At 49.8% G+C, this 13,978-nt stretch carries 9 protein-coding genes; 4 read left to right on the top strand and 5 right to left on the bottom strand.

The annotated features are described in order from the left end of the window. Positions 1-60: 60 nt before the first annotated feature. From ACR9FF_RS05420 to ACR9FF_RS05405, 4 genes are all read right to left on the bottom strand, one after another. Positions 61-1,500: a glycosyl hydrolase family 28 protein gene (locus tag ACR9FF_RS05420; protein ID WP_435169561.1), complete on the bottom strand. Its 1,440-nt coding sequence runs from the start codon at positions 1,498-1,500 to the stop codon at positions 61-63. Positions 1,501-1,533: 33 nt separating this feature from the next. Next, on the bottom strand, positions 1,534-2,628 hold the full coding sequence (locus ACR9FF_RS05415; RefSeq protein ID WP_435172037.1) for a glycoside hydrolase family 88 protein: 1,095 nt from the start codon (positions 2,626-2,628) through the stop codon (positions 1,534-1,536). Positions 2,629-2,899: 271 nt separating this feature from the next. Further along, positions 2,900-4,390 carry an alpha-L-fucosidase gene (locus ACR9FF_RS05410; protein ID WP_435169559.1) on the bottom strand — a complete coding sequence of 497 codons (1,491 nt, stop codon included), beginning with the start codon at positions 4,388-4,390 and terminating at the stop codon, positions 2,900-2,902. Between the two features lie 12 nt (positions 4,391-4,402). Then, the gene (locus tag ACR9FF_RS05405; protein ID WP_435169557.1) at positions 4,403-7,126 is read right to left on the bottom strand and encodes a glycosyl hydrolase family 95 catalytic domain-containing protein; all 2,724 of its coding nucleotides are present in this window, start codon (positions 7,124-7,126) and stop codon (positions 4,403-4,405) included. Between the two features lie 153 nt (positions 7,127-7,279). Between ACR9FF_RS05405 and ACR9FF_RS05400 the strand changes: the two genes are divergently transcribed. Beyond that, positions 7,280-8,179, top strand: a complete 900-nt coding sequence (locus ACR9FF_RS05400) for an AraC family transcriptional regulator (protein WP_435169555.1) — start codon at positions 7,280-7,282, stop codon at positions 8,177-8,179. On the opposite strand, the gene ACR9FF_RS05395 is transcribed toward ACR9FF_RS05400, so the two are convergent. After that, entirely contained in the window at positions 8,176-9,951 is a 1,776-nt protein-coding gene (locus tag ACR9FF_RS05395) for a beta-L-arabinofuranosidase domain-containing protein (RefSeq protein ID WP_435169553.1), read from the bottom strand. The two genes, ACR9FF_RS05400 and ACR9FF_RS05395, sit on opposite strands and share 4 nt — an antisense overlap. Positions 9,952-10,140: 189 nt before the next feature. On the opposite strand from ACR9FF_RS05395, the gene ACR9FF_RS05390 reads away from it, so the two are divergent. The 3 genes from ACR9FF_RS05390 to ACR9FF_RS05380 all read left to right on the top strand — a co-directional run bounded on the left by ACR9FF_RS05390 (position 10,141) and on the right by ACR9FF_RS05380 (position 13,972). Continuing rightward, complete coding sequence (locus ACR9FF_RS05390) at positions 10,141-11,016, top strand: helix-turn-helix domain-containing protein (protein WP_435169551.1); 876 nt, start codon at positions 10,141-10,143, stop codon at positions 11,014-11,016. Positions 11,017-11,378: 362 nt separating this feature from the next. Beyond that, positions 11,379-12,182, top strand: coding sequence for an SDR family oxidoreductase (locus tag ACR9FF_RS05385; RefSeq protein WP_116393678.1), 804 nt, complete (start codon positions 11,379-11,381; stop codon positions 12,180-12,182). Positions 12,183-12,223: 41 nt separating this feature from the next. Next, positions 12,224-13,972 (top strand): alpha-glycosidase, encoded by a 1,749-nt coding sequence (locus tag ACR9FF_RS05380; protein ID WP_435169548.1) that lies wholly within the window; start codon positions 12,224-12,226, stop codon positions 13,970-13,972. Positions 13,973-13,978 lie beyond the last annotated feature (6 nt).

Here is a 13,978-nt window from a genome sequence, read left to right as displayed (position 1 = left end):
ACGACCCGGGAAACCGATCTTGTAATCCAGTCCCCCAGTTCGCCCTGAACCGTCCTTTTGTCACTTTAGAAATTGAATGCCGTACGCGTGCTCATTAATGTCGAAATGCCCCTGCTCCGCATCCAGAATCAACTCGCCGTTAATACGCAAATTGGTGAAGGTGACACCGTCCACGGTCCGCTCCCGGTCAAATCCGTAAATGCGGTTTTTATGCTCATTTTTTCCTTTATAGGTCACATTCCGGAAATGTATATTCTCAATGCGTTTACCGGCAACAGGGTTATATTTTTCGTTCCACACGATACGGATGTCCACAAGCTGGCCTAGTTCAAAATCCTCCACACGGATGTTGTCATAGGTGACGTTCCGCACCGTGTTATTATCGCCAACATTAATGTTCATGGCCCCCCAATAACCGGGCTGGGGCTCATGGTGCTCCAAAATATCGATATTGCTGAACTGGATATCCTCGATCAAGTCACCGCCCCGGCGATAGTCTCCATGTCCGCCGATATTCATTGCATGTGCAACGTCGGCCCATAAGACGGAGTCTTTGACGCTTACGCAGCGCGAATCCCCTTTATAATCCCAGCGGCTGCCGTATACGGCAATGCAATCGTCGGACGTCCGCAGGAACACATCCTCAATCTCTATATGCGAACTGGACATCATGTCGATGCCGTCGCACCATCCCCGCGTGCTGAAGGATTTGAAATCGCGGATCCGGATATGCTCGGACTTGCCGATGTAAATGCTGTAATGCGGCGGATCGAGCAGCACGATACCCTCCACTGAAATATGATGCGAGAACATAATCCTAACGCCCCGAAAGGCGGAGAATCGGTGGAAGTCAGATAAATATATCACACCTCTGCCGCGTATGGTGACATCTTGTACATGATCGCAAACAAGGGAACCTACAACTATAGCGCTGCCGGCAATATAGACGGTTTTCCCGGACGGAATACGGAAGATCGTCTCCTCCAGATAATGCATCCCTGGCCCGAAATAAATCACCTCCGGTGCCGCTCCCCCAGGCAGCGGATGATTCGCCAAACGTTGAATATCCTCCATTCTGTGAATGGCTGGCTTCAGGAACAGCACATTCGGGTCATCCGGTTTCGGCGGATTGTCCTCCGGTGCATTTGCGAAAAGATGCAAATTGCCAAATCGGTCCCCGTTCACTTCAATAGACAGCTTGCACGGTTCTTCCAATCGGAAGGTAACGGTCGCACCTTCCACTTCGAACGGGATCCGCTTCGAGAGCGGGCGGATGACAGCTTGGTGAATAGGCCCCTTCCGGTTCTCAACCCGTACCTCCACCGGTCCACCACCCATGTCAAAATAAGACATGGAAGCCTGTCTAACATTGTGCATATCCACCTTCGCTTCATACACGAAAAGCGGCTCCCAATTCCCTCCGGGGATACGGACGCTTACCTCAAAATCATCCCGGCCAACCGCCCCTGCGGGCGCTTCCCAAATCTTTAAATAGCTCACGAAGTTCTCCTCCCAGCGTAGGCTCATCATACGTTACCATAAATACAAATCGTTTCCTTTCAGCTTGAAAACGGCCTCGATGAAATAATAATCGCCATAAATAATAGGCGTATGTCGATCCGGATTATGGTAGGCTGCAGAACCATTGATAAGGAGATGATCCACCTCCATACTCCAGTCGCAGCAAGAAGCATCCAACGTCTTTAATAGTTTCAGAGCGGCGCTTAAATACAAATCCTTTTCATGCTCTTGAGCAACCTTTGCTATCTCGATTAGTCCGCAGGCAGCGATTGCAGCCGCCGTTGAATCCTGGTAAGCCGGCTCCTTCGGCTGACGGAAGTCGATTGGAATGATACCGCTTTCAGGAATATTAGCGATAAAATAATGCGCGATTCGTTTCGCCGTATCCAAATACTCCTGTTTCCCTGTATGCGTGAAGCTCATCATAAAGCCGTAAAGTCCCCAGGATTGTCCGCGAGTCCATGAGGAACCATCCTCGTAGCCTTGGCCGCCGTAGGTGCGTAAGACCGAACCCTCGTATGGATCGAACTCGACGATATGATTGACGGAGCCATCTGCCCGAACAAATGCGGACATTGCTGTATCCGCGTGACGCATGGCGATATGCTTGTATCTTGGATCCCCGGTTTCTCCCGTAGCCCAATAAAGCAAAGGAATGTTCAACATACAATCGATAATCGCCCAGCCTCGGGTATCCGCCCCATCCAAATCATTCCATGCGCGGATAAAGCCCCCGGCTAGATTAAAGCGGCCTGCGAGCAAATTCGCCGCGTGCAGCGCCCGCTTCCTAGATCTCGGATTCTTCGTTACTCTGTAGTTGGCCACACTGGTAGGGAGCCACATAAATCCGACATCATGATGCAAGCCATGGAAGATATGAAAGCATTCGTCAAGCAGCTCTTCCGAATTAACCGCGATGTCCTTATATTTTTCGTTGCCCGTCTCGTGGTGCATCAGCCACATCATGCCGCCCCAGAAACCGTTCGTCCACCAACTGATTCCGTCCGCCGGATCGCTGCCCGGTTTCATATCCGGTCGATGGTCATGCGTACCGTTAATTGTTGTGTAGGGAATTTTATATTGCGATCTTTCGCTCACCACGTCCATTTTGGCCGTGATTTTCCCAATAACATCGCTGACCCATTGTCGATCGCTCGCCAGTAACACACCGCTCTCCTCCTCGAAGCCTTTTCCCTTTCACTTTAATATCACTATCTATGAGTGTTCAAGTTCTCGTTTTATCAAAACGCCGATTTGATGGTTTTTGAACCTGTTCAAAAACACGCTGCAGCGTATCCCGATGCGATTTGAACTCAAACTTGGTCAAAAAGAAAAGAGCAAACGCATTCGTTGCTCTTTTCTCCATTCAAGCCTATGTTTAAAATTCGATGGCAAGGCAGTTGACGTATTCCGTTGGCAGCGACTCCGGCAGCGAAACGACGAGTGCGCCAAACGATTGCTGGAACGGTACTTCTCCGGCACCAAGCAGCCGCACGTTCTTCACCTTCTCCTCCGAACCGAACGTTCGGATTACGGCAAGACGGTCTTGCGGCACAGCCATCTGGAACGCATAGACCGTGCTGTCTTTCTGCGTGAACCGGAAATCCGACGAGGTCCACTCCGCCTTGTCTTCCTTAAAGTGATCGATAACGACGCGAGTGCCGCCTTCGCCCGACACGCGGAACGGCCGGGTGCCATATACCCCCTCCCCGCAGGCTTCAATCCACCGCGCCATTTCCTTCAAGATGTGCCTGCATTCATCGTCGATCGTGCCATCGGGCTTCTGCGGAATGTTCAACAGCAGATTGCCGTTCTTCGCAATGATATCTACAAACATCTCGATGACATGCCCCGGCTTCTTGTAGACGGATTTTACATTATAGAACCAGTCGCCCAGGCAGGTGTCCGTCTGCCACGGTTCCGGTTTGATATCCGGCTCTTGGCTGCGCTCGATATCCATCACACCGATGCTGTAAATCTCTTTCTTACGGTCCTTCTGGTTATACACCGCTCTGTTTACGCCGCCGTTAAGCGACGCGCTTGTGTTGTACAGGTGCGCAACTGCGTGCAGCCCCGTCTGGTAATCAGGATGATCGGGATTAAAGTCAGATTTGTCCCATGTGTTGACGAACGGCACCACGCCGTCAGAATACAGAAGATCCGGTTGATACAGGTCGATGACTTCCTTTACGATATCGAACCAACGCTTATGCCACCATTGATTCGGCGTATACCACGGGTCCAGATCGTACATTTTCTTGCCCGGGTCGTGATGCTCGCGGTTCGGCAGGTACAGATCCTCGTACTCGGGATCATTGCCGTCATAGGGAATGCCTTTGTACGGTCCTTCCTTGTCCTGCCCTTTGTTCCAATGGAACCAACTGAACGTAGCGCCCAGATGTTCGGTCAGGCCGAACGGCAGCCCCCGCTTCACCGCAGCCTGCTTCCATAACGCGACGATATCTTTTTTCGGCCCCATGTTCACGGAATTCCACCGATGGATCTTGGAGTCGTAATTGAAAAAGTTGTCGTGATGCATAGCCTGCGCTACGAAGTATTTAGCTCCTGCCGCTGCGTACAAGTCCATCAGCTCTTCGGGATCGAACTTCTCGGCTTTCCACAGCTGCACGATGTCTTTATAACCGAATTGCGATGGATGCCCGTAGTGCCGGATGTGATAGCGGTACTGTTCCGAGCCTTCGACGTAAAGATTGCGAGCGTACCAATCTCCGTACATCGGAACCGATTGAGCGCCCCAGTGCGACCAGATGCCAAGCTTGGCGTCCCGGAACCAATCCGGGCATTCGAACGTCCGCAAGGAATCAAAGGTTGGTTCGTAGGGACCCTTCGTGATTTCTGTCTTCAGCAAAAGTAAAACCTCCTAATTGGAATCGGATAACGTAAATTCGACGGTAACGTCTATACCGGAATTCAGCGATAGGTGGAGATATTCCCCATATGTCCCTTCAAGAGCCGCTGCTTCTCTTCCGTTGACCGTGGCTTTTGTCCAAGGGATGCCCAATTTTAATTTGATTTCATTGGAATTAACAATGGAATTCAAGGTAACGCTCACCGTTTTGGATAAGAGATCCCATGTTAAAGCGCGGACCTCCACCCGGGTTCTTGCCATCAACCCATGAATGGAACCCGATTGCCATTCGGAGGGTAGTGCCGGAAGAACCTCAATTTCACCGGTGTTGGAGAATAGCAGCGCTTCATTAACGGCTCCCACAGTACCGAATAAGGTATCTGTGCAATAAGTATCGCATCTTCTGTTTGTGTCATGGTCCGTCATCAGCGATGCGTAATAACCGGAATCCGTCATCATCGGCAGAAGGGCAGCGGCTACTTCGTTGCCGTCCTTTAATCTCGCAGAGACCAGCGCCTTGTGCATCCAGCCGTGCCCCGCCGTGGCGTCCGACGTATTGTATTTGTTTCGGTTCTCCATCGCGGTAATGGCGGCTTTCGTGAGCTCCGCATCGTTCTGCGTCTCGTATGCTGGCCATGCCGGGTAGAGATGGCTCAAATGGCGGTGATTGTTGTTCTCCGTATATTCATTCATCGCCCATTCGCGCAAAGCGCCGTCCTTGTCCACCTTGTAGTCCGGCAGCAGTCCCAGCAAAGACTCCCATCGTTCGACCGCTGCTTCGTATCCTTCGCGCATGACCGCTTGTTCCACGGTTATGACCATATGCAGTCCATCCCTCGCTGCCGAAATATCCATGGTGGCATTGGCCGTAAGCGTGCTGTTGTAACCAATCGGGTTATTCTCCGGCGAATAGGTAGGGATGAGCAGATATTTCTCGTCTGGATTTAGCACTGACTTGCCTTCCTCATAGCACGCGTTGCCGTTTACATCGGTATAGTACTCCGGCGTACATAGCTGCTCCCAGAAATTGGCCTGCTTGGTCAACAGCGGAAGCAAAATATCTTTTTCCAAATCCAAATATCCCTTTTCGAGCAGCTTTTCGAATTCTCCATCCGTCAGCCCCCCGTCCCGTACGCTGAGAATAGGCTTCAGTTCATGGATTCTCATGTAATCGTTGATCGGGATCTGCCCGTTGCCGCAGCACTGCCAATATTCGAAGATGGGAAGCAAACACCAGCTTGCTCCCGCATTCCAATATTGAAACGGATAGTCATTGTCGTATTCCACGTGCATCCCGCGGTCGATATCCGAGTTGACCGACACCTGAAGCGCATCATGCATCCCGTAGGCCATTCGAGCATTGTATTCAAAATCGGGCGCATTTCTCAAGAAGAAGGTGATATACCCAAGCTGGGCATGCGACATATGGCCTGTATTCATGGGAGAGACCTGCAAATTCACGTTGGCGTCAAGCGTATAGATGGCGCGCCAGCCCGGATTCCACTCTCCGGTCCACATGCCATACAACCGCGGCGCGCTTGAGCCGCTGCAGCAAATCAAGGCATATCGCCCCTGGTTGTACACCTGTTCCATAAAAGCATGATTGATCCTCGATTTGGAAGCCTTCTGCGCGTTGATCAGCGTTACATTGTCTGAGATTTTGTCGTCCTCGTCGCCAGCAAGAGAAAAACGCACGGCGTTAAATTCCGCGGCATGCTTTAGAGCATGAGGCGCAAGGGCGGCATTGTAGTCGAATTTGCCGGAAACGTCCTTATATTTTTCCGCGACAGCATTCGTATTCTGAAACAGACCGTCAACGATCGAGTATTGCGTCATACCTGCAAAATCATCGATTTTGCCCATATCAAATGTTCGGTTCGATTGCGTAATTAAATAGACGGCGTCGGCATCGATGACTTGAATCGCCGGATTCCGTTCCTCTCCGACATTCATCGGTTCATTCGTGTCCGCCAGCAGCACTCTCTTCTGGGTTCCGTTAACGACCACAACCCGGGTCAGGCAGGCGTACCCTCCATCGATCAACTCGCTGCCCGGGTAGGACGGATAATGGGCAACCTGCGCGATATAGGTCGCATTCGGATCAACGAGCTTCTTGTATTGAAGCGCAGTCAGCTCGGACAACCCGTCCCGCGCTTTGTACATGCCCGAAATGTCATCAATGGAAATGATCATGTTGATCTTGGCGCCGGCGGACGATTGCGCGATCTTCGTAATCGATACATTGTCTTCCCTGGACGTAAACGACGTTCGGATCCACTCGCCGCAATCATCGGAATAACGGACGCCGGTTTCCGCCGTCTCATAGTTCGTCCATCTTTCATAGCCGGACACGGCTCCCTTGTTCTTGACGTTTAATCTGAGCTGATGTCCAGGATGATAGCTGTACAAAAAGGTTCTTCTTCTGGTTGACCCGTCCGGAAAAGTAATCTTCCATTGATCGTTAAGATCAAAAACATTCCTCCTGGCCGCGGCAAGCTGTCCCGTCAGTTCTTCCGGAATCGCCCTCGGATCGCCGGACGGATAGTTGAACCACATATATTGAAAAATAAAGGTGTCAGCATACGGCGATCCGGACGTGACGTACCCGTTCTCGCCGTTTCCGCTAACCATTCCGTCCCGCCACGCCCGACCGGAATTGAACGCTGGAATCTCGGTATAAGTGCCGGCATAATTGCCTTTTTCGTACAGGCGTACAGAGTTCGAATCTTTCGTCATGCTTGGATTCTCCTTCACTTCGTTTGACTATTATTATAACGATCGCCTCCTATAAAGCGGCATTCACTAGAACGACAGATCCTCGCTCTAAATGTCGCAAATTCGCAGATCTGTTATAATGGGAGCATAAACGGTCTGAGGAGCGAATGGAGCATGAATTTACCGCCGATCCACTTGGAAAATACGAATCTGAAGATCACAGTCGGCGGGCTTGCACTGAATGTGCTCTATATCAAGTTGGGCATTTTTTATCGTTCTTTTCCAGAGCACAGCCATAGCAAACGAAGCTATGAAATGCATTTTATTCCTCTCGGGCAAGGAACGTTGATTGCAAGCGGCCGCAGTTATCCGATCATCCCCGGCACCTTGTTTATGACAGGCCCTGATGTCGTCCATGAGCAGATCACGAACTCTTCGGATCCTATGTCGGAATACTGTATTTGCTTCGAGCTGCTGGATTACGAGCCTACTCGGGATCCGGAACTTGATATCTTAACCGAAACCTTCGCGCAAACTCCATTCTGGTTCGGCCAAGATTCGCAAAACTTGATGGAGCTGTTCGAACAGCTTTCATTCGAAACGACCCGCAAATCTATTGGATATCACTGGTATGTAGGCACCATTCTCGAACAGATTGTCGTCAAGCTCATTCGGAATTATATGGGGGACCAGATGGCCGTCTCCGTCTCGCCGACACCGCTGCAAACGCCGGACGACAAACGACTGGCCACCATCGAACACAGCTTTCTTTCTCAATATAGCTTCATTACCGTACAAGCGCTTGCGAGCACATTGGGCTTAAGCGTTAGACAAACGGAAAGAACGATCAAACAATTTTACGGCATGACGTTTACCCAAAAGCGTAACATGGCCAGGTTAAGCGCAGCTGCCCATTTTCTTACCACGACGAGCATGACAATCAGCCATATCGCGGAAACGGTCGGATACTCGTCTCTAGAGCAATTTTGCTCGGCCTTCAAAATAAACTATGGAATGCCGGCAAGCCGGTATCGCTTATCGCGTTCTGCTCAAATTCCCAAAACGGCTGACTAAAGCGAACAACGACCATGCGGCATGGCTTGCCCCGTCCAATCGCTATAAACCGTGTATTCTTCTTCCTCTACTCGATACAGCGGAATGAATTTCATCTCCCGATGCCCTTCTACGGAAAAAGCCAAATCCACCGTTGGAAGCTGAATGAATTTCTCGAGGAGGTTAGAGTCGGTGATATCCTCTTGTATTCGTTGATGGCCAACCTGAGCAAGCAAAATATTGCCGTACATGACTGCCGAAATGTCTTCGGAGCCTTGAAGTGGAACCCGTTTCAGGTCTGCATGGATATCGATATCGACGATATCGCGATTATTATAAGTACGCTCTACGATGATATAACCGTTGTCCTCCATTACATCGATAGGCGTGCCATTGATTTTAATCCCTTTAATGGCTTGTCTTTTCAGCAGCAGTTTAAATGACGTAGGTTCCGTAACTTCGATGACGAGCCTAGACGTTAGATTGTCAGGAAATTCGCTTGTTTGCGAGATAACCGCATTCTGCTCTCTCCAAATAACCGTAGAAGAAATAAAAGCATTAAGCAAGATCGTGCCTTCGTTTTTAAACCAGATGTTTTTTTGAAGTTCGCTCATCGCTTCAATTCCGGACGCGGTACAACACCAGAAAGAATCATATGGCTCGCTAAATTTCTTAATCGCGCAACTCCCAAGAGGCTGATGGTACTGCGAGAGGCCCGTTTTCGCACTTGCACTGTTCAAGACGGCATTATATTTCAGCGTCTCCAGATGATCCAGATATTCAACCGCCCCGGACCATTCAAGCAATCGCTCCAAAATTTTCTCCGTATTATGAGCACAGCAGCTTTCGCTTTCACCGCCAGTTAAAGCATCCCCAAGCTTACCGAAGCCTCCCCAATGCTCTGATTTCTCAGAGACACTACCTTGAATATAAGCAGTAGCCTTGGAGCTGCTATTACCGTTGGCGAAGGTCCTTCCTTGCAAAAATTGATAAAAATTTATGGCCATTTCTTTGTATTTCGTTTCACCGCTGATCGAAAACCGATGCATAGCTGCAATGACCATGGGAAGATGCGTATTGGCGTGAAGATCTTCAAGGATGTCGTGTCCGGCTTCAAGCCTATCAACAAAGTACATCCTGTCGAACTTGTTTGCCAGCTCGAACAGCCGATCATCCCCTGTCAAATCATACAAAGTATAAATCGTATCTCCTATCCCCCCGAATTCATTCACCGGATTCAATTTTGTACAGCGGAGAATTCCATCGATTTTCCAATAAGAGAGCTTCTCGAATCGCTTATAAACATAAAGGGCTAAGTTAACAGCAAGATGCAATGACTTGGTGTTACCCAAATAGGAATAACAGTCGACTAAACCCTGCATGATTTTGTGTAGGGTATAATAAGGCGCCCATACCTTTCTATTTTCCTCAAATTCTAAGATATCCAGCTTTTCTTCTTCGAACGCGCTCAGATATCCGCTTGGTTGGGCGCATAATTCCATCATGTCAACTATCGCGGATGCCTTGCTTTTTAATAGTCCGTCCTGATCGGCAAAAGCGAATTTTGCGCAAGCTGAGAGGAAATGTCCCACAAAATGGCCTCTCAGACCACACTCGCCGTCTTCCCAGCCGCCCAAGGGTTCAGCATTCGACGGGATACAGGCATTGATCTTAAAATTATGCATAAGGCGATCCACGTTAAATTCAGATATATACGTTTTTACGAGTGCTCTTCGGCAAGCAAATGTTTGGTCAGTAAGCTTGACTTCATCAAGTTTAAAATTGACGAACATATTGATTCCCCCCTCTTTTCGCGATGTCATACTTCTTGCAACACCCCCATTTTAAACGGGAAAGTCCACGCTTTGAATTCCCTCACTTTGGATTGCATATCTTATATTTGGGTTTATCAAAGTAATAGACAAAGTACGAGGGGCATCTTACAATTAGCGATACGCATCAAAATGAAGGGGATTTTTCATGTGCATGAAGTTATTTTACGCTTTGATCAGATACTTAAAATCAAAGAATTTGGATTTCACACGGCAAATAACCTGTACACACACCCGAGTCGACTGCTCGACTTTGATGTTTTTCTCTTTGTCGCCGAGGGCCAGATGGAAGTATGGGAAGAAGGGGTGGAATATATTATTAAAAAAGGGCAGTTCCTCTTTTTAAAAAGCGGAATATCTCACTGGGGAGAGCCAAAAACGCCTGCCGGAACATCCTGGTATTGGATTCATTTTTTCGGTCATTTAAATGGGGATGGGGATACATTGCATGATTTGAATAGTAATAAGCTGTTTGCCTCCCCTGCCGTCATGGATGCGCAAGAAGATTATCGAAAGTCCATTGCGCTGCCCAAACATGGAACGCTATCTCAAACTAAAGGTTTGGAAAATAAACTGGATGCTCTTATTCAATTATTTCATTCCTCCGATCCCTTTCGGGCACTTTCCCTGAGCTTGCAAACCATGGAGCTGTATTTAAAGCTATATCAAGAATCTATGAAAGAACACCCTCCAACCAAATCCGACCGTACGGTTCTGCGAATTATCGATTATCTGGAGAACAAGAATAATTATGAGATCAACTCCAAGGAACTTGCGGCTAGTCTCGATATGAATTACAGCTATCTGTGCGAAATCTTCAAGCTGAAAACAGGATCTACCATTCACGGGTACAACGCCCGACTATTCATGAACAAAGCAATCGGACTTATGAAAGATTCCGAGCGCAATGTTTCCGAAATTAGTGATTTGCTTGGATTTAAAAACCCTTTTTATTTCAGTAGAGTGTTTCGTAAAATAATGGGTTGCTCGCCATCGGAATATATGAGCCGGATCTATAGAAAATAAACAGCGGCTTCTTGTTAATAAAAATGGAGGGTGGCTTTTTCAGCCCCCTCCATTTTTTGAACAAAAGTACTAGTCCTTTTTCCGAGTCAACTCCACGATCTTTAATAGAAGCGTGAGCAAGGCGATAATCTCCAGGAAGCTCATGCTATCTCCTCCGATCCTGATAAGATGACTCTTCATCCGGACCTCCCTCTCCCATGAGGAGCATTCTGCTCCTTATAAATTTATTCACGTTTATAAGTGAATAGAATAGCTCTTCCATTCTGATTGGCGCGTTAAGAATCTACTTTGTGTCTCTTGCCTGTTTAACGATGGCCGGATCCCGTGTACTAACTAGCAAAAGCCATAAAGGAGAGATGTACATGTCCAGTCAATCAACAGCAAGACGCATAGAAGGAAAAGTTGCGTTAATAACCGGTGCCGGTTCCGGTATCGGACGGGCCGCCGCGGTCCGGTTCGCGGAGGAAGGAGCGAATCTTATTCTGCTTGACCGCGACCGGCAGACGCTCTCCGTCGTCTGCCGCGAGGCGGAAGCGTTTGGAGCCAAATCCATTGCCGTCGAGGCCGATATATCGGACGAGCATTCCTTGGCGGAAGCCTACGATAAGGCAATCTCCGCGTTTGGGCAGCTGGATATCGTTTTTGCCAACGCAGGCATTAACGGCACTATTTCTCCCATTGAGCATATGTCCAAGGAAGAATGGGAAGCTACGATCAGCGTCAATCTGACCGGGACGTTTCTGACCGTCAAGCACGCGATCCCGCTCCTGAAGGAAAAAGGCGGCAGCATCATCATAACGAGCTCCATTAACGGCAACCGCGTGTTCTCGAATTTCGGCTTCAGCGCCTACAGCAGCTCGAAGGCCGGCGAGACCGCTTTTACCCGCATGGCGGCACTGGAGCTTGCGGAATACGGTATCCGCGTCAACGCGATTTGCCCGGGTGCCATTTCGACGAACATTGATCAATCTACCAAGCCCAAGCCGGAGCTCGAAGAGATTCGAATCCCCGTCGAGTTCCCGGAAGGCGGTCATCCTCTTGAGGATGGACCCGGGAAGCCTTCGCAGGTTGCGAATCTCGTGCTGTTTCTCGCTTCGGACGAGGCAAGCCATATCACCGGGACCTCGGTCTATATCGACGGGGCGGAGTCGCTTCTTCGCGGTTAATCCGATTTGAATGGAGTGTAGAGAAAAGGAGATGACCCGTTTTGCAAAGAGAAAGCATCTATCATTCCCCCAGCCATAGATGGTCGTATGCCTATGATCCGGAAACGTTCCATCTACGTCTTAAAACCAAACGCGGCGATGTCGAGCGGGTTGTTGCAATCGCTGGAGATAAATATGATTGGGATCATCATTACCAGGAAGTCGAAATGGATCTCATTGCGGCCGACGGCCTGCATGATTATTGGGAAGCCGTTATACGGCCGGAATTCAAACGATTCAGCTACGGCTTCCGGCTGCATAGCGGCGAAGATACAATCTGGCTGACGGAAGACGGCTTCTCCGAGGAGGAGCCTACGCCGGCTGGCGGTTATTTCGAAGCGCATTACATTCATTCCATAGATTTGTTCGAAGCCCCGGAATGGGCGAAGGAAGCGATCTTTTATCAGATTCTCCCCGATCGCTTCGAGAATGGGGACAAGACGAACGATCCGGAAGGCACTAGCCCATGGGGAGAGCAGCCGGAGGGAGAATCCTTTTTCGGAGGGGATCTGCGAGGGATTATGAACCGCATCGAACACTTGAACGAGCTGGGCGTTAACGCCGTTTATTTGACGCCGGTCTTCCGTTCGCCCTCCAATCATAAATACGACACGACCGATTACCGGGAGGTTGATCCTCATTTCGGGGACAAGGAGCTCTTGAAGAAGCTGGTCCAGACCTGTCATGATCATGGAATTCGCGTGGTGCTGGACGCCGTGTTTAACCATGCGAGCGAACAGTTCCCTCCTTTCCAGGATGTACTGGAGAAGGGCGAGCAATCGGAATATAAAGACTGGTTCCATCTGAACGGCTTTCCCGTAGAAGTTCAGGACGGCATACCGAACTATGATACCTTCGGCTTCTATGGCAATATGCCCAAGCTGAATACGGCCAATCCGGATGTGAAAAAGTATCTGATCGAAACCGCGGTGAACTGGATGAAAGAAACGGGAATCGACGGCTGGCGGCTGGATGTGGCCAACGAAATCGACCATCACTTCTGGCGCGATTTCCGCATAGCCATCAAGGATGCTAATAAGGAAGCTTTTATTGTCGGAGAAGTATGGAGCGATTCGCTGCGCTGGCTTCTTGGCGATCAGTTCGATTCCGTCATGAACTATCCGTTTACGGAGCTGGTGCTTAGCTTTTTCGCAGACCGTGCCATCCCGCCGGCGAGATTCGCGGAAAAAATGAACCGGCTGCTCATGCGGTATCCGCAGCAGACGAACGAGACGCTGTTCAACCTGCTGTCGAGCCACGATATTCCGCGCGTCATGACGAGGTGCGGCGGCGATACGAGCCGTGTGAAGCAAGCCGTTGTATATATGATGACCTCTATGGGTCTGCCATGCGTCTATTACGGCGATGAATTCGGCATGGAGGGCGGAGAGGACCCGGATTGCCGCAGATGCATGGTGTGGAGCGAAGAGGATCAGAACCGGGAGCTGTTTGATTTCTACAAGCTGCTCATCTCGCTTCGGAAGGAGCGTGCCGCCCTTCGCAGCGGCCGTTTCCGCGTCCTGTTAGCGGATGAAGACAGCGGCTCGCTCATTTACGAGCGGCTGGACGGCAAGGAGCATTTCACGATTTGGATGAACCGGTCGGACGAGCCGGCCGAGCTTTCGCATCCGATGAACGAAGGCGGATGGCGCGACGCCTTGACCGATGAGCCGATCGACAACCCTGACGGCAAGCTTGTTATCGGGCTCGAGCCTAACGGCTACCGGATTGTGTGGCGTAAAATCGAATAATACAAA

Source organism: Paenibacillus glycanilyticus, assembly GCF_051200795.1.
Lineage (GTDB): Bacteria > Bacillota > Bacilli > Paenibacillales > Paenibacillaceae > Pristimantibacillus > Pristimantibacillus glycanilyticus.
This window is presented reverse-complemented; position numbering and strand designations above follow the sequence as displayed.

What these genes read in the sequence shown, in the direction of transcription:
- ACR9FF_RS05395 (WP_435169553.1), bottom strand. Translation starts at nt 9,951, where the DNA reads ATGTTCGTCAATTTTAAACTTGATGAAGTCAAGCTTACTGACCAAACA.
- ACR9FF_RS05405 (WP_435169557.1), bottom strand. Translation starts at nt 7,126, where the DNA reads ATGACGAAAGATTCGAACTCTGTACGCCTGTACGAAAAAGGCAATTAT.
- ACR9FF_RS05400 (WP_435169555.1), top strand. Translation starts at nt 7,280, where the DNA reads ATGAATTTACCGCCGATCCACTTGGAAAATACGAATCTGAAGATCACA.
- ACR9FF_RS05415 (WP_435172037.1), bottom strand. Translation starts at nt 2,628, where the DNA reads ATGGACGTGGTGAGCGAAAGATCGCAATATAAAATTCCCTACACAACA.
- ACR9FF_RS05385 (WP_116393678.1), top strand. Translation starts at nt 11,379, where the DNA reads ATGTCCAGTCAATCAACAGCAAGACGCATAGAAGGAAAAGTTGCGTTA.